The organism is Pseudomonas sp. NFACC45, assembly GCF_900113505.1.
Lineage (GTDB): Bacteria > Pseudomonadota > Gammaproteobacteria > Pseudomonadales > Pseudomonadaceae > Aquipseudomonas > Aquipseudomonas tehranensis.
In genome coordinates, this window is sequence record NZ_FOPO01000005.1 from 263,331 (window position 1) to 278,251 (window position 14,921).

A 14,921-nucleotide genomic window follows, 5' to 3' on the forward strand; every position below is an offset into this window, starting at 1 on the left:
TCAGCTGACTTGGCCTTTGTCCCACAGGCGCACCAGCTCGCCAGGTGCCTGATCTTCAGGCACCTGCAGCACCATTTCGTCGTCCTGGTCGTTGGCGCGGTAGCGCACTTCGATGCGGAAAAAACGCTGGTCGCCACGCCCCGGCGCCGCCGAGTCCAGCGGCAGGCACCCCTCCAGTACTGAGCAGATACGCGTGCGTTGGTCGAGATCGCACAGGGCGAAATCGATTTCCCGAGGGCGAGTCAGGGCGGAAATCGCCGCTACACCGCCCTGACGAGACAGCCGGACCACCGCGTGATCGTCGAGGTGTGGAAGAGGTTTCATCAATGCTCCTCGGTTAAATCGACGCCTACCTGCGCCCAGCCATTCTGCACAGCCTGCACTTCCCGGGCACCGAAGCGCTGGCGGGCGTGCTCGACGGTCAAGCGGGCGAAGGCGCTGAAGGACGCGTCGTTGGCCAATCTTCTGTCGCACAAGGTTTCATACCAGATCCGCCCGGCCTTTTCCCAGGCAAATCCGCCCAGCGTCGTGGCCGCCAGATAGAAGGCGCGGTTGGGAATGCCGGAATTGATGTGCACGCCGCCGTTGTCCTCGCGGGTGATGACGAATTGACGCATGTGCGCCGGTTGCGGGTCTTTGCCCAGCAGCGGGTCATCGTAGGCCGTGCCGGGGTTGGACATGCTGCGCAGGCCGTCGCCGTTGATCTTGTCCGTGAGCAGGTCGGCGCCGATCAGCCAGTCGGCCTGGTCGGCGGTCTGCTCGAGCACGAACTGCTTGACCAGCACGCCGAATACATCGGACATGGACTCGTTCAATGCGCCAGACTGGTTGGCGTAGATCAATCCGGCTTCGCTTTCGGTCACGCCATGGGCCAACTCGTGGGCCACCACGTCGAGGGAGCGGGTGAAGCGCTGGAAGATTTCGCCATCGCCGTCGCCAAACACCATCTGTGCGCCGTTCCAGAACGCGTTTTCGTAGTCCTGGCCGTAATGCACGCTGCCCACCAGGGCGAAGCCTTTGTTGTCGATGGAGTCGCGCCCCAGCACTTTCCAGAAAAAATCGTAGGTGGCGCCGAGGGCGTTGTAGGCCTCGTCTACAGCCGCATCGCCAGTGGCTGCCTGGCCTTCGAGGCGTACCGGCTGGCCGGGCAGTTCCATGGTGTTTTGTGCGTCATGCACGCTGCGCTGGGGTTGGCCGGGCTTGCCCGGCCTGGGCAGCGCTGCGGCGGCGGGCGGGTTGTGTGGCGGACCGGGGTTGTGCCGCAGATTGCGTACATGGGTCAGGGTGCCGAGGGCGCTGGAACGTTGATGTTCGGAGCCGTGGGCGATGATTCGGTTGAGGATATAGGGAGGAATGAAACCGTGAAGCGGGCGAGAGTCGATCATCAGAATATCCTTATCTGAAATGCAGGGTCGATACCCATGTGAACCGAAGCGACCGCTGCGGTTCCCTTGTGCAGCCAATACACAAAAGTTTGCCAGCCGCGCGGATTTCTGCGAAAACCCGCGCCTGAACCAAACGGGAGTGCCCCATGAACGAAGAGTTGCAAATCATCGACCTGGAGCAGGGCGACGGCAAAAGCGTAGTCAAAGGCGCGCTGATCACCACCCAGTACCGAGGCACACTGGAAGACGGCACCGAATTCGATTCGTCCTACAGTCGAGGCAAACCTTTCCAGTGCGTGATCGGCACCGGTCGGGTGATCAAGGGCTGGGACGTCGGCCTGATGGGCATGAAGGTCGGCGGCAAGCGCAAGCTGTGGGTGCCGGCGAATCTGGCCTACGGCGAACGGTCCATGGGCGCTCACATCAAGCCGGGCGCGAATCTGATTTTCGAAATCGAACTGCTGGAAGTGCTGACCCGCGACGATTGAAAGGGTTGCTACTCTCTCCAGTCCTAGCATGGCGCTATTCATCGGGGTGCGAAATATGAATGCAGAGCAACATGATCTTGGGGTGTCCCAGGTCGCCGCGGCCATTGCCGAACCGGCCCGTACCCGAATGCTGTGCGCGTTGATGGACGGCCATGCCCGAACCAGCACGGAGTTGGCGAGCATCGCCGATGTCAGTGCCTCTACCGCCAGCAGCCATTTGGCAAAGCTCAAGGAACTGGCCTTGGTGCGTCTGTACGTCCAGGGTCGACATCGCTATTACAGCCTGGCGGATAGACGCGTTGCCCAGGCCCTTGAAGCGTTGATGGTGATCGGCCAGAACGCCGCCCCGACCTTCACCCCGCGTACCCCGGATCGCCTGCAATTTGCCCGCACCTGCTACGACCACATGGCCGGCACGCTGGCGGTGCGCTTGCACGATCGGATGCTTGAAGCCGGATGGCTGGTGGAGATGGAAGGCAAAGGCTATCGCCTGAGTGACGATGGCGAGGCGCTGTTGCAAGGGCTGGGCATTGATGTCCAGGCGCTTGCCGTTCAGCGACGCCGGTTTGCCTGCCCATGCCTGGACTGGAGCATGCGCCGTCCGCACCTGGGGGGAGCTTTGGGGGCGGCACTGCTGCAAATGGCGATCAAGCGCAAATGGGTGATCCAGGACCTGGACAGTCGGGCGCTGGGCTTGACGGCCAGTGGCCGCAAGGAAATGGCGACGCGATTGGGTGTCGATGTCGAGATGGATGTCGCCCCTGCTGGCGCCATCGCGAGCAGGCTCGCTCCCACAGTGGAACTGCGCTGAACATATGATTGATGTCCAACGACAAACCCTGTGGGAGCCTGCTCGCGAAGGGGCCTTCACATCCAGCATCCATGCAAGCTGATCCACCGCCTTCGCGAGCAGGCTCGCTCCCACAGTGGAACTGCGCTGAACATATGATTGATGGCCACTGACAGACCCTGTGGGAGCGGGCTTGCCCGCGAAGGGGTCTTCACATCCAGCATCTATGCAAGCTGATCCACCGCCTTCGCGAGCAGGCTCGCTCCCACCGTGGAACTGCGGTGAACACATGATTGATGGCCAACGACAAACCCTGTGGGAGCGAGCCTGCTCGCGATAGCCATTCCAGCACCACCCTCATTATCCAGACATGTGCCTGCGTCGATACTCATCCGGCGCAGTCCCCATCATTTTGCGAAACATGCTGATGAATGCCGAGGCGCTGCTGTAGCCCAGGTCCAGGCCGATGGTTTCCACGCTCTGGCCACGTTCGAGCAGGGCCAGGGCTTCGATGACTTTCAGGCGCTGGCGCCATTGCACCAATGACATGCCCAGATCCCGCTGGGCCCGGCGCATCAGCGTGCGTTCGGTGGTATTGGCGGCGCGGGCCAGGGCCGGCAGCGAGCGCGGATCGCCGGGGTTGGCCTCCAGGATCCGTAGCACGGGGCCCAGCAGCGGGTCATCGGAGGAGGGCAGGTAGCTGCCGACATGAGGTGCCTGGGCCAGCTTGTCCACCAGCACCTGCAACAGGCGTTGCTGTTCAGGTGTCTGTGGCTGGCTTGGCGGATCGCTGCGCAGCTCTTCCAGGAGCGCGCGGATCAACGGGCTCAAGGTCAGCGCGCAGGGTGCGGCAGGCAGCGCACTGCACAGTTCGGCCGCCAGGTACAACGAACAGTGGCAAGCCTCGTGCCGATTGAACCCCACATGCTCCATGTCCGGCGGTAGCCAGATACCGTACTGCGGTGGTGCCAGATAATGGTGCCGGGCGATTTCGATCTCCATTACACCACTGTAGGAGTAGACGAACTCCCCCCAGGCATGCCGGTGCCGTGGGTATGTGGTATGGGCGGGCATGCAGGCGCTGCGAAAGTAGATCGGCGCCGGCAGCGCCGTTTCGAACGGAGGCATCTTCAAGTGTTGGGCATGAGGTTGCATATCGACCGCGATGGCGGATTACCGGGATGGTTTGTCGGATAATCACTATATCCAGTAAAGGTGTCAGGGACACACTCCCTTTATCGAATCCAGCCCAAGGACTGTTCCCATGACCACCCGCCGCGCCCTGGATGGCCAGGTCTGCGCCCTGATGACCGGCCTTTGTGCCATCTGGGGTTTCCAGCAAGTCGCGATCAAGGCCAGCGCCGCCGACATGGCGCCGATGTTGCAGCTTGGCGTGCGCTCCGCCATCGCCGCGGTGCTGGTCTGGCTGCTGGTGTGGGCGCGCGGTGAACGCTTGTCCTTGGGCGATGGCAGTTGGCGTCCGGGCCTGGTGGTGGGCTTGCTGTTTGCCCTGGAGTTTGTGTTTGTGGGTGAAGGTCTGCGCCACACGACGGCTTCGCACATGGTGATATTCCTCTACACCGCACCAATGTTCGCCGCCCTCGGGCTGCACTGGAAACTGCCGAACGAACGCCTCAAGCCGCTGCAATGGCTGGGCATCGCCGTCGCTTTCGCTGGCGTGGTGGTGGCGTTCAGTGGTGGTTCGGGTGCGCAGAACGGCAGTTCATTGCTGGGTGATGGCATGGGTTTGTTGGCCGGTGCCTTGTGGGGCGCGACCACGGTGACGGTGCGTTGTTCGCGGTTGACGGACCTGCCCGCCAGCCAGACGCTGCTGTATCAACTGGTCGGTGCGGGGGTAATGCTGATCGGGATGGCGGTGGTGCTGGGGCAAACGACGATCAACCCTACAGCGCAATTGATGGCCAGCCTGGCGTTCCAGGTCTTGCTGGTGTCCTTCGCCAGTTTTCTGATCTGGTTCTCTCTACTGCGCCGCTACCTGGCTTCGCAGCTGGGGGTGCTGTCGTTCATGACGCCGCTGTTTGGCATCGGTTTCGGTGTCTGGTTATTGGATGAACCGCTGGAGCCGAACTTCATCGTTGGCGCGGCTTTGGTATTGAGTGGGATTCTACTGGTCAGCGGTTACGGATGGTTTCGCCAGCGTTGGGGGCGATGGCCGGTTTTGCGGCGCGAGTAAGGGAGACAAACCCATGGGGCGAGGGAGCTTGCTCCCTCGCCACAAAAGCCCCCTAGTGTAACGGGGAGGCTTGGATCAGACCTTGACGATCCAACCCGCTGGCGCTTCCACGTCACCGGTCTGCACGCCGGTCAGTTCTTTGTAGAGCTTCTGAGTGATCGGACCGACTTCGGTTTCGCTGTGGAATACGTGCAGCTTGTCCTTGTAGCTGATGCCGCCAATCGGAGTGATGACCGCAGCGGTACCGCAGGCGCCGGCTTCCTTGAAGTCCGACAGTTTGTCGATGAACACGTCGCCTTCGATCACTTCCAGGCCCAGGCGCGATTTGGCCAGTTCGATCAGCGACAGGCGAGTGATGCCCGGCAGGACCGATGGGGATTTTGGGGTGACGAATTTGTTGTCGTGGGTGATGCCGAAGAAGTTCGCCGAGCCGACTTCCTCGATTTTCGAGTGGGTCATCGGGTCCAGATAGATGCAGTCAGCGAAGTTCGCCTTCTTGGCCTGGGAACCGGGCATCAGGCTGGCGGCGTAGTTGCCACCGACCTTGGCCGCGCCGGTGCCTTGTGGGGCTGCGCGGTCGAAGCTGGAGATCAGGAAGTTGTGCGGGGTCAGGCCACCTTTGAAGTAGGCGCCGACCGGGATGCAGAAGACCGAGAAAATGAACTCGGGGGCGGTGCGTACGCCGATGTTGTCACCCACGCCGATCACGAAAGGACGCAGGTACAGCGCGCCGCCGGTGCCGTAAGGCGGGATGAAACGCTCGTTGGCGCGGACCACTTGCTTGCAGGCTTCGATGAACTGCTCGGTCTCGACGAACGGCATCAGCAGGCGGGCGCAGCTGCGTTGCATGCGGGCGGCGTTCTGGTCCGGGCGGAACAGGTTGATCGAGCCGTCCTTGCAACGATAGGCTTTCAGGCCTTCGAAGCACTGCTGACCGTAGTGCAGGGCGGTGGAGCCCTCGCTGATGTGCAGCACGTTGTCGTCGGTCAGGGTGCCGGCGTCCCAGGCGCCATCGCGCCAGTGCGACAGGTAGCGCTTGTCGGTCTTGATGTAGTCAAAGCCCAGTTTGTCCCAATTGATGCTCTCGTTACCCATGACACCCTCTATTGCTTAACAACCGTCGAAACGGTTCAAGGCTTCTGACGTTTTTTGGATGGGGACAACAATACTTCATTCCGGGGTTGTTTCGCAGCCTGTGGCGAGGGGATTTATCCCCGCTGGGCTGCGAAGCAGCCCCCCTTGGTTCCGATACCCCCATATACCTGACGTCCGGTGCTGACAGGTATTGGGGTTGCTGCGCAACCCAGCGGGGATAAATCCCCTCGCCACAAGGTCATTCACCCACAGCTGTTATAGATGCAACGCATGCCCCAACGCTCGCAACGCCGCTTCCTGCACCGCCTCGCCCAGTGTCGGGTGGGCGTGGATGGTGCCGGCGATGTCTTCCAGGCGAGCGCCCATTTCCAGGGACTGGCCGAACGCGGTGGACAGCTCCGAGACGCCAACGCCGACCGCTTGCCAGCCGACGATCAGGTGATTGTCCCGCCGCGCCACGACCCGCACGAAACCGCTTTTCGATTCCAAGGTCATGGCCCGGCCATTGGCGGCGAACGGGAAGCTGGAAACGATGCAGTCGAGCCCGGCGGCCTTGGCTGCGTCCGGGGTCTTGCCGACCACCACCAGTTCCGGGTCGGTAAAGCACACCGCCGCGATGGCCGTCGGAGCGAACTCGCGAGGCTGGCCGGCGATCAGCTCGGCAACCATTTCGCCCTGGGCCATGGCCCGGTGGGCGAGCATCGGTTCGCCGCTCAAATCACCGATGGCCCAGACGTTGCGCATGCTGGTCTGGCAACGGTTGTCGATTTTTACCGCCGCACCGTTCATTTCCAGCTGCAACGCTTCGAGGTTCCAACCCTGGGTGTTGGGTTTGCGACCCACGGCCACCAATACCCGGTCGGTGTCCAGGTCCAATGTGTCGCCTGCCGGATCACGCACCTGCAAGGTACTGGCCTGGGCATCGAAGCCTTCGACGCTGTGCTTGAGGTACAGCTTCACGCCCAATTGTTTGAGCGCCTCGTGCACCGGTTGGGTCAGTTCGCCGTCGTAGGCCGGCAGAATCCGCTCCTGGGCTTCGACCACGCTGACCTCGGCACCGAGCTTGCGGTAGGCAATACCCAGCTCCAGGCCGATGTAGCCACCGCCCACCACCACCAGGTGCTTGGGCACCGAGGCAGGGGCGAGGGCTTCGGTGGAGGAAATGATCGGCCCGCCAATCGGCAGCATCGGCAGCTCGACGCTTTTCGAGCCGGTGGCCAGCAGCAGGTGTTCGCACTGGATGCGCGTGTCGCCGACGTCCACGGTCTTGCCATCGACGACGTTGGCCCAGCCGTGAATGACCTGGACCTTGTGTTTTTTCAGCAGGGTCGCGACGCCGGTGGTCAGGCGGTCAACGATGCCGTCCTTCCATTCCACGCTCTTGCCGATGTCCAGGCTCGGCGCCGACACCGTGATACCCAGGGCCGAGGCCTGACTGTGGTGCTGTGTCTGGTGGAACTGCTCGGCCACATGGATCAGCGCCTTGGATGGGATACAGCCGATGTTCAGGCAAGTCCCGCCCAGCGCCTGGCCTTCCACCAGAATGGTCGGGATACCCAACTGACCGGCGCGGATCGCTGCCACGTAGCCGCCGGGGCCGCCGCCGATGATCAGCAGCGTGGTGTTCAAAGTTTGCATCGCCTGCTCCATTGATGATTAGTCCACAAACAGGGTGGCGGGTTGTTCGAGCAGGCCGCGCAGAGCCTGGATGAATTGCGCCGCGTCCATGCCGTCGACCACCCGGTGATCGAAGGAACTGGAGAGGTTCATCATTTTGCGGATCACGATCTGGCCCTTGATCACTACAGGCCGTTCGACGATTTTGTTCACGCCGACGATCGCCACTTCCGGCAGGTTCAGCACCGGGGTACTGACGATACCGCCCAACGCGCCGAGGCTGGTCAGGGTGATGGTCGAGCCGGACAACTCATCGCGGCTGGCCTTGCCGTTGCGGGCCGCCGTGGCCAGTCGCGAAATTTCTGCCGCGCTGTCCCACAGGCTGCGGGCTTCGGCGTGGCGAACCACCGGCACCATCAGGCCGACGTCGCTCTGGGTGGCGACGCCCACGTGCACGGCGCCTGAGCGGTGGATGACCTGGGCTTCGTCGTCGTAGCGGGCGTTCATTTGCGGGAAGTCCCGCAGGGCCACGACCAGGGCGCGTACCAGGAAGGGCAGCAAGGTCAGCTTGCCGCGATTGGCACCGTGCTTTTCGTTCAAATGCATCCGCAGCTCTTCCAGGGCGGTGACGTCGATTTCCTCGACGTAGCTGAAGTGCGCGGCGCGCTGAGTGGCGTCCTGCATGCGCTGAGCGATCTTGCGGCGCATGCCGATCACCGGGATCTGCTGTTCGTCGTGGCGTTCGGCATAGCCTGCACCGCCCTTGGCCTGGACCGACGGCCCTTGGGCCAGATAGGCGTCCAGATCTTCGTGCAGAACCCGCCCGGCCGGGCCACTGCCCTGGACCAGGCGCAATTGAATGCCCAGGTCCAGTGCGTGTTTACGTACAGCCGGAGAGGCCAGCGGCCGCTCGTCAGGATCGCGGGCTACCGGCGCTTGCGGCGCGGGGCGTGGCGCCGCAGCGGGTTTTTCCAGCGTTGGCTCAGGCGTCGCCACCGGTGCGGCTTTCGGCGCTGGCGCGGCAGCGGCGGGTTGTGCCGATTCCTTGAGGTTGCCGGCACCTTCGACTTCAATGCGGATCAGTTCGCTGCCCACCGCCATGACTTCACCAGGCTCGCCGCCGAGGGCGATCACCCGACCATGCACGGGCGAGGGAATGTCCACCATGGCCTTGTCGGTCATGACATCGGCCAGTACCTGATCCTCGACCACCAGGTCGCCCACCTTGACGTGCCACACCGACAGTTCAACTTCGGCGATGCCTTCGCCAATGTCCGGCATCTTGATAACGTGCGTGCCCATTCAGACCTCCATGACCCGTTTCAACGCCGCGCCCACACGGGACGGCCCTGGGAAATACGCCCACTCCTGTGCATGCGGATAGGGTGTGTCCCATCCGGTGACACGCTCGATGGGCGCTTCCAGGTGATGGAAACAATGTTCTTGCACCAGCGACACCAGCTCGGCGCCGAAGCCGCAGGTGCGGGTAGCTTCGTGGACGATCACGCAACGACCGGTCTTTTTCACGGACTTGACGATGGTCTCCAGGTCCAGCGGCCAGAGGCTGCGCAGGTCGATGACTTCGGCGTCGATGCCGGTTTCTTCGGCGGCGACCTGGGACACATACACCGTGGTGCCGTAAGTGAGGATGGTCACGTCCTTGCCTGGGCGGGTGATGGCGGCGACATCCAGCGGCACGGTGTAGTAACCGTCCGGCACCTGCGCCGACGGGTGTTTCGACCACGGCGTTACCGGGCGGTCGTGGTGGCCGTCGAACGGGCCGTTATACAGGCGCTTGGGTTCGAGGAAGATCACCGGGTCATCGTTTTCGATCGAGGCGATCAGCAGGCCCTTGGCGTCGTAAGGGTTCGAGGGCATGACGGTGCGCAGGCCGCAGACCTGGGTGAACATCGCTTCGATACTCTGGCTGTGGGTCTGGCCGCCATAGATGCCGCCGCCGCAGGGCATGCGCAGGGTCATTGGCGCCGTGAACTCGCCGGCCGAGCGATAGCGCAGGCGCGCCGCTTCGGAAATGATCTGGTCCGAGGCCGGGTAGACGTAGTCGGCGAACTGGATCTCGGCCACCGGCCGCAACCCGTAGGCGCCCATACCCACCGCGACGCCGACGATCCCGCTTTCAGAAATCGGCGCGTCGAATACCCGGGAGGTGCCGTATTTGTTCTGCAGGCCTTCGGTGCAGCGGAACACGCCGCCGAAGTAGCCCACGTCCTGGCCGAACACCACGACGTTGTCGTCGCGCTCGAGCATCACGTCCATGGCCGAGCGCAGGGCCTGGATCATGGTCATGGTGGTAGTGGTCATGGCGGTGTCCAGCTGGATATTGTTGTTGTGATCGTTCATGTCAGATCCCCAACTCCTGACGCTGGCGCTTCAAGTGCTCCGGCATCTCTTTGTAGACGTCTTCGAACATGGTCGCGGCGCTTGGAATCTGCCCGCCGGCGAGGGTGCCGTACTGCTCGGCTTCCTTCTGCGCGGCGATCACCTCGGCTTCGAGTTCGGCGGTGACTGCAGCATGTTCCTCTTCAGACCAGTGGCCGATTTTCACCAGGTGCTGCTTGAGGCGCGCAATCGGGTCGCCCAGCGGAAAGTGGCTCCAGTCGTCGGCGGGGCGGTATTTGGACGGATCATCGGAAGTGGAGTGCGGGCCGGCGCGGTAGGTGACCCATTCGATCAGCGCCGGGCCGAGGTTGCGCCGGGCGCGTTCGGCGGCCCAGCGCGAAGCGGCGTAGACCGCCATGAAGTCGTTGCCATCGACCCGCAGCGAGGCGATGCCGCAACCGACGCCGCGTCCGGCGAAGGTGGTGGCTTCACCACCGGCAATGGCCTGGAACGTGGAGATTGCCCACTGGTTGTTGACCACGTTGAGGATCACCGGCGCCCGGTAGACGTGGGCGAAGGTGAGGGCGGTGTGGAAGTCCGATTCGGCGGTGGCGCCGTCACCGATCCAGGCCGAGGCAATCTTGGTGTCGCCCTTGATCGCCGAGGCCATGCCCCAGCCCACACCCTGGATGAATTGTGTGGCCAGGTTGCCGGAAATGGTGAAGAAACCGGCGTCCTTGACCGAGTACATGATCGGCAACTGCCGGCCCTTGAGCGGATCACGCTCGTTGGACAGCAGTTGGCAGATCATGCCCACCAACGGCACTTCGCGGGCCATCAGGATGCTTTGCTGGCGATAGGTGGGAAAGCACATGTCATCGATGTTCAGCGCCAGGGCCTGGCCGCTGCCGATGGCTTCCTCGCCAAGGCTCTGCATGTAGAACGACATTTTTTTCTGGCGCTGGGCGACCACCATGCGGTTGTCGTAGATGCGCGTCTTGAGCATGGCGCGCATGCCTTTGCGCAGGATCTCCAGAGGCACGTCTTCGGCCCATGGGCCGTGGGCATTGCCCTGGTCATCGAGCACGCGAATCAGCCCGCGGGCGAGGTCGGCCGTGTCGGACGGTTCAACGTCGATGGAGGGTTTGCGCACCGTGCCGGCATCGCTCAGATGCAGGTAGGAGAAGTCGGTCTGGCAGCCGGGACGGCCCGATGGTTCGGGGACGTGCAGGCGTAGCGGTTCATACGCTGGGTTCATGGCTTTCTACGCTCGATCTTGTGAATTTCTTGTAGTGGGCGCGCTAGCTGACGAACTTTCCCGGGTAAGGAAAATTGTCCTACAACAATCATAGGCTCGACGCAGAAGAATATTTTTCTCTGTTGGGTTGCTGTTCAGATCATTTGCAGATAAAAAATCTGCACAACGATAAAAAACAGGATTATTTGTCTCATGCGTAAACTGGATCGCACCGACATCGGCATTCTGAACAGCCTTCAGGAAAACGCCCGCATCACCAACGCCGACCTCGCACGGTCGGTCAATCTATCGCCCACGCCATGCTTCAATCGGGTCCGAGCCATGGAGGAGCTGGGGGTGATACGCGAGCAAGTCACGCTGCTGGATGCCGATTTGCTGGGGCTGCATGTCAACGTGTTCATCCACGTCAGCCTGGAGAAGCAGGTGGAGGAGGCGTTGCAGCACTTCGAAGAGGCGATCTCCGACCGGCCGGAGGTGATGGAGTGTTACCTGATGGCAGGCGACCCGGATTACCTGATCCGTGTGCTGGTGCCGTCGATCCAGTCGCTGGAGCGGTTCATGATGGACTTTCTGACCAAGGTCCCGGGTGTGGCGAATATTCGTTCGAGCTTTGCGCTCAAGCAGGTTCGCTATAAGACCGCGCTGCCGCTGCCGGCCAACGGGTTGACCTTGGGGACCTGACATCCCGCTGGGCCTGTAGGAGCTGTCGAGTAAAGCGAGGCTGCGATCTTGTCCCAGACAATTGAGTCGCGAGCAAAAGATCAGATCAAGATCGTCCGAACGCGGCCCGAGCCTTCGGCAGCGCCAGAAGCCTGGCTGGAGGGGACTACAGGAGTCGGCACTGCATCGAAAACCCCAGCGTCACCGATTGCCCTTGCTCCAGCAAGCGCAACCCTGGCCGCCCTGGCAGGTGGTGGGCATTGACCGGATGGCTGACCGGTTCGATGCAAAAGAAATCCAGGCCCACGGGACAGTAGAGCAGGAAGTATTCGCTGCCGCTGGCTCGGCATTCCAGCTCATAACCCAGGTCCGGTTGCTGGATCAGGCAATGCCCGTCCCATCCGCCGAAGCCGTTATCCACCAGTGTGTCCGGCAGCAAGCGGGGTTGTTGGAAGTCCCAGATTCGAGGAACGCTGCCCAACGTTGTCGGGAGTTTTTTCTCATCGCACATCCAGACGTCGGTCGCACGGGTTTGCAGGCGCGTGCCGGCAGTGCGCGGGAAATACGGGTGCAAACCCAGCCCGTGCCACGCGGCCTGTTCGGCCAGGTGGGTGACGTGCATTGCAATCTGCAACTGACCGCCGCTCAAACGGATCCGCAGGCTGGCGCAGTAGGCGAACGGATGTTGGCTGTCGAGCTGCAACAGCGCTTCTTGTGGGCTGTGTTCGATCACTTGCCAGGGTTGCTGCCAGGCGCTGCCATGGATCGGGAACGGGTCGTTGGGGCTATTGGCTTGCAGGGCGAGCCAGCCGCCAGGGCAATCGAAACCGCCCTGGGCGATCCGGTTCGACCATGGGATCAGCGGGAAGCAGCCGAGCTTGCCGGGCAGGCGGTTTTCCAGCGCTTGCGGCGCGGGTGGGCGTAGCAGGGGAGCACCGGTGCTGCGCAATGTCCATTCAACGAGACTGGCACCCAGGTGCGGGGCCAGGGTCAGGCGAGTCTGTTCGTCTTCGAGTTGGAGAAGAGGCGGCGTCATGTTGGCTTGTCTGCTGGGTTGGAAATAACTTCGGGACGATTCTTGTGTGAATGCTTTTGTGGCGAGGGAGCTTGCTCCCGCTGGACCTGTAGGAGCTGCCGAGCGAAGCGAGGCTGCGATCTTGTCCCAGACAATTGAGTCGTGAGCAAAAGATCGCAGCCTTCGGCAGCTCCTACAGCCTCACGGGAGCAAGCTCGTTTACAGGGTTACAACACCAGCCGCGGCAACCACAGCGAGATCGCCGGAATGTAGGTCACGGCCAGCAACACCAGGAACAGCACGCCGTAGAACGGCAGCAGGGCCTTGACGGTGCTTTCGATGCTGACCTTGCCAATGGCGGCGCCGACGAACAGCACGGCGCCCACCGGCGGGGTAATAAGCCCGATACCCAGGTTCACCAGCATGATCATGCCGAACTGCACCGGGTCCACGCCGATACCCATGATCACCGGCATCAGGATCGGCGTCAGGATCAGGATCAGCGGCGCCATGTCCATCACCGTACCCAGAACCAGCAGCATCGCGTTGATGCACATCAGGATCACGTAGCGGTTGTCGGAGATGGTCAGGAACAGGGTGGTGATTTTCGCCGGTATCTGCATCAGCGTCATGATGTAGCCGAAGCTGGCGGCGAAGCCGATCAGGATCATCACGATGGAGATGGTACGCACCGTGCGATGCATCAGTTTCGGCAACTCGCTCCACTTGTAGTCGCGGTAAATGCACATGGTCACGAAGAAGGCCCAGAGCACAGCGATGGCGGCCGATTCGGTGGCGGTGAAAACACCCGAGAGGATGCCGCCGAGGATGATGAACATGGTCATCATGCCCCACATGGCTTCCCGGCAGATTTTCAGCGCCTGCTTGAGGGGAATCACTTCGCCCTTGGGATAGTTGCGCTTCTTCGCGAAGATCAGGCACAGCACCATCAGGCAGGCGTTCATCAGCAGGCCCGGCACGATGCCGGCCATGAACAGCGCACCGATGGAAACTGTACCGCCGGCCGCCAGAGAGTACAGCACCGCGTTATGGCTGGGCGGGGTCAGCAGGGCTTGTACCGAACCACTGACCGTCACTGCGGTGGAGAACTCCCGCGGGTAGCCGCGGCGTTCCATCTCCGGGATCAGTACCGAACCCACCGAGGCGGTGTCGGCCACCGAGGAACCGGAAATGGCACCGAAGAACGTCGAGGCCATGAGGTTGACCAGTGACAGACCGCCGCGCACGAAACCCACCAGCACCCCGGCGAAGGCCACCAGCCGGCGAGACATACCGCCCTCGGCCATGATTGCACCGGCCAGGACGAAGAACGGAATGGCCAGCAACGAGAATTTATTCACCCCGCCCGCGACCTGGATCATCACGGCCTGGAACGGGATGTCGATCCACCACGCGCCGATCAGCGCAGCGGCGCCCAGGGCGTAGGCGACCGGCATGCCGATCAGGATCAACAGGAAAAAACTGCCCAGCAGAATCAGAGCGTCCATTAAGCGGCACCTTCACTTTCTTCGACCAGGTCGAACTGCACGACCCGGCGCTTGCTCTGATCACCGAGCAAGAGTTTTTCCAGGACAAAAATCAGGGTCAGAAAACCACCGACCGGTATGGGCATGTACGTGATGCCGACCCGCAGCGTGGGCAGGGCGCTCATGTACTGATTCCAGGTGGATATGCAGAGTTTGGTGCCGCCGCTGATCATGAAGATGCAGATTGCCGCCATCAGCAACTGGGAAAACACCGATGCCGCGGTTTTCAAGTGAGGGGGCAGGCGGTTGGTGAGCATGTCCACGGCCATGTGCGCACCGGCGCGGTAACTGGCGGCGGCGCCGATGAACGTGAACACGATCATCAGCAAAATCGCGGTGGGCTCAGGCCAGCTTGAGCCAGTGCCCAGCACGTAGCGGGCGAACACGCCCCAGGGAATCATCAGAGCAATTGCCAGGACAGAGAGGCCGGCGACCCAGATGCAAGTCATGTAAATCTTGTCGTTGATGCGTAGCAGCAGATTCTTCATCGGGTTCCACCGTAACCGGGCACGCCTTGGACATCAGGCGTGCC

General features: G+C 62.2%; 15 protein-coding genes. 4 read left to right on the forward strand and 11 right to left on the reverse strand.

Annotated features, from left to right (window positions below):
* Positions 1–324, reverse strand: coding sequence for a protealysin inhibitor emfourin (locus BM132_RS11370; RefSeq protein WP_092455327.1), 324 nt, complete (start codon positions 322–324; stop codon positions 1–3).
* Positions 324–1,385: a M4 family metallopeptidase gene (locus BM132_RS11375; RefSeq protein WP_092455329.1), complete on the reverse strand. Its 1,062-nt coding sequence runs from the start codon at positions 1,383–1,385 to the stop codon at positions 324–326. Before BM132_RS11375 ends, BM132_RS11370 begins: the two co-directional genes overlap by 1 nt.
* Positions 1,386–1,531: 146 nt before the next feature.
* Here BM132_RS11375 and BM132_RS11380 point away from each other — a divergent pair, with 146 nt between their 5' ends.
* Positions 1,532–1,873 (forward strand): FKBP-type peptidyl-prolyl cis-trans isomerase, encoded by a 342-nt coding sequence (locus tag BM132_RS11380; protein WP_047227612.1) that lies wholly within the window; start codon positions 1,532–1,534, stop codon positions 1,871–1,873.
* 55 nt (positions 1,874–1,928) lie between these two features.
* Positions 1,929–2,684, forward strand: coding sequence for an ArsR/SmtB family transcription factor (locus BM132_RS11385; protein ID WP_092455605.1), 756 nt, complete (start codon positions 1,929–1,931; stop codon positions 2,682–2,684).
* Positions 2,685–3,023: 339 nt separating this feature from the next.
* Here BM132_RS11385 and BM132_RS11390 read toward each other — a convergent pair whose 3' ends face one another.
* A complete protein-coding gene (locus BM132_RS11390; RefSeq protein WP_092455331.1) occupies positions 3,024–3,818 on the reverse strand; it encodes an AraC family transcriptional regulator in 795 nt (264 codons plus the stop codon).
* Positions 3,819–3,927: 109 nt separating this feature from the next.
* On the opposite strand from BM132_RS11390, the gene BM132_RS11395 reads away from it, so the two are divergent.
* Positions 3,928–4,857 carry a DMT family transporter gene (locus BM132_RS11395; RefSeq protein WP_092455333.1) on the forward strand — a complete coding sequence of 310 codons (930 nt, stop codon included), beginning with the start codon at positions 3,928–3,930 and terminating at the stop codon, positions 4,855–4,857.
* Between the two features lie 75 nt (positions 4,858–4,932).
* Here the strand turns inward: BM132_RS11395 and BM132_RS11400 are convergent, their stop codons facing one another.
* The 5 genes from BM132_RS11400 to BM132_RS11420 all read right to left on the reverse strand — a co-directional run bounded on the left by BM132_RS11400 (position 4,933) and on the right by BM132_RS11420 (position 11,167).
* The gene (locus BM132_RS11400) at positions 4,933–5,952 is read right to left on the reverse strand and encodes a branched-chain amino acid aminotransferase (RefSeq protein ID WP_092455335.1); all 1,020 of its coding nucleotides are present in this window, start codon (positions 5,950–5,952) and stop codon (positions 4,933–4,935) included.
* Positions 5,953–6,207: 255 nt separating this feature from the next.
* A complete protein-coding gene (gene lpdA / locus BM132_RS11405; protein WP_092455338.1) occupies positions 6,208–7,590 on the reverse strand; it encodes a dihydrolipoyl dehydrogenase in 1,383 nt (460 codons plus the stop codon).
* Positions 7,591–7,608: 18 nt separating this feature from the next.
* The gene (locus tag BM132_RS11410) at positions 7,609–8,871 is read right to left on the reverse strand and encodes a dihydrolipoamide acetyltransferase family protein (RefSeq protein WP_092455342.1); all 1,263 of its coding nucleotides are present in this window, start codon (positions 8,869–8,871) and stop codon (positions 7,609–7,611) included.
* Complete coding sequence (locus tag BM132_RS11415; RefSeq protein ID WP_092398913.1) at positions 8,872–9,930, reverse strand: alpha-ketoacid dehydrogenase subunit beta; 1,059 nt, start codon at positions 9,928–9,930, stop codon at positions 8,872–8,874.
* Position 9,931: 1 nt separating this feature from the next.
* Positions 9,932–11,167 (reverse strand): 3-methyl-2-oxobutanoate dehydrogenase (2-methylpropanoyl-transferring) subunit alpha, encoded by a 1,236-nt coding sequence (locus BM132_RS11420; protein WP_047227604.1) that lies wholly within the window; start codon positions 11,165–11,167, stop codon positions 9,932–9,934.
* A gap of 192 nt (positions 11,168–11,359) precedes the next feature.
* Here BM132_RS11420 and bkdR point away from each other — a divergent pair, with 192 nt between their 5' ends.
* The gene (gene bkdR / locus BM132_RS11425; protein ID WP_092398911.1) at positions 11,360–11,848 is read left to right on the forward strand and encodes a Bkd operon transcriptional regulator BkdR; all 489 of its coding nucleotides are present in this window, start codon (positions 11,360–11,362) and stop codon (positions 11,846–11,848) included.
* Between the two features lie 145 nt (positions 11,849–11,993).
* Here bkdR and BM132_RS11430 read toward each other — a convergent pair whose 3' ends face one another.
* The 3 genes from BM132_RS11430 to BM132_RS11440 all read right to left on the reverse strand — a co-directional run bounded on the left by BM132_RS11430 (position 11,994) and on the right by BM132_RS11440 (position 14,877).
* The gene (locus BM132_RS11430) at positions 11,994–12,863 is read right to left on the reverse strand and encodes an aldose 1-epimerase (protein ID WP_092455344.1); all 870 of its coding nucleotides are present in this window, start codon (positions 12,861–12,863) and stop codon (positions 11,994–11,996) included.
* 206 nt (positions 12,864–13,069) lie between these two features.
* Positions 13,070–14,350 carry a TRAP transporter large permease gene (locus BM132_RS11435; protein WP_092398907.1) on the reverse strand — a complete coding sequence of 427 codons (1,281 nt, stop codon included), beginning with the start codon at positions 14,348–14,350 and terminating at the stop codon, positions 13,070–13,072.
* Entirely contained in the window at positions 14,350–14,877 is a 528-nt protein-coding gene (locus tag BM132_RS11440) for a TRAP transporter small permease (protein ID WP_092398905.1), read from the reverse strand. Before BM132_RS11440 ends, BM132_RS11435 begins: the two co-directional genes overlap by 1 nt.
* Positions 14,878–14,921 lie beyond the last annotated feature (44 nt).

What these genes read in the sequence shown, in the direction of transcription:
- BM132_RS11375 (WP_092455329.1), bottom strand. Translation starts at nt 1,385, where the DNA reads ATGATCGACTCTCGCCCGCTTCACGGTTTCATTCCTCCCTATATCCTC.
- BM132_RS11385 (WP_092455605.1), top strand. Translation starts at nt 1,929, where the DNA reads ATGAATGCAGAGCAACATGATCTTGGGGTGTCCCAGGTCGCCGCGGCC.
- BM132_RS11380 (WP_047227612.1), top strand. Translation starts at nt 1,532, where the DNA reads ATGAACGAAGAGTTGCAAATCATCGACCTGGAGCAGGGCGACGGCAAA.
- BM132_RS11370 (WP_092455327.1), bottom strand. Translation starts at nt 324, where the DNA reads ATGAAACCTCTTCCACACCTCGACGATCACGCGGTGGTCCGGCTGTCT.
- BM132_RS11420 (WP_047227604.1), bottom strand. Translation starts at nt 11,167, where the DNA reads ATGAACCCAGCGTATGAACCGCTACGCCTGCACGTCCCCGAACCATCG.
- BM132_RS11430 (WP_092455344.1), bottom strand. Translation starts at nt 12,863, where the DNA reads ATGACGCCGCCTCTTCTCCAACTCGAAGACGAACAGACTCGCCTGACC.
- BM132_RS11435 (WP_092398907.1), bottom strand. Translation starts at nt 14,350, where the DNA reads ATGGACGCTCTGATTCTGCTGGGCAGTTTTTTCCTGTTGATCCTGATC.
- lpdA (WP_092455338.1), bottom strand. Translation starts at nt 7,590, where the DNA reads ATGCAAACTTTGAACACCACGCTGCTGATCATCGGCGGCGGCCCCGGC.
- BM132_RS11400 (WP_092455335.1), bottom strand. Translation starts at nt 5,952, where the DNA reads ATGGGTAACGAGAGCATCAATTGGGACAAACTGGGCTTTGACTACATC.
- BM132_RS11415 (WP_092398913.1), bottom strand. Translation starts at nt 9,930, where the DNA reads ATGAACGATCACAACAACAATATCCAGCTGGACACCGCCATGACCACT.
- BM132_RS11410 (WP_092455342.1), bottom strand. Translation starts at nt 8,871, where the DNA reads ATGGGCACGCACGTTATCAAGATGCCGGACATTGGCGAAGGCATCGCC.
- BM132_RS11440 (WP_092398905.1), bottom strand. Translation starts at nt 14,877, where the DNA reads ATGAAGAATCTGCTGCTACGCATCAACGACAAGATTTACATGACTTGC.
- bkdR (WP_092398911.1), top strand. Translation starts at nt 11,360, where the DNA reads ATGCGTAAACTGGATCGCACCGACATCGGCATTCTGAACAGCCTTCAG.
- BM132_RS11395 (WP_092455333.1), top strand. Translation starts at nt 3,928, where the DNA reads ATGACCACCCGCCGCGCCCTGGATGGCCAGGTCTGCGCCCTGATGACC.
- BM132_RS11390 (WP_092455331.1), bottom strand. Translation starts at nt 3,818, where the DNA reads ATGCAACCTCATGCCCAACACTTGAAGATGCCTCCGTTCGAAACGGCG.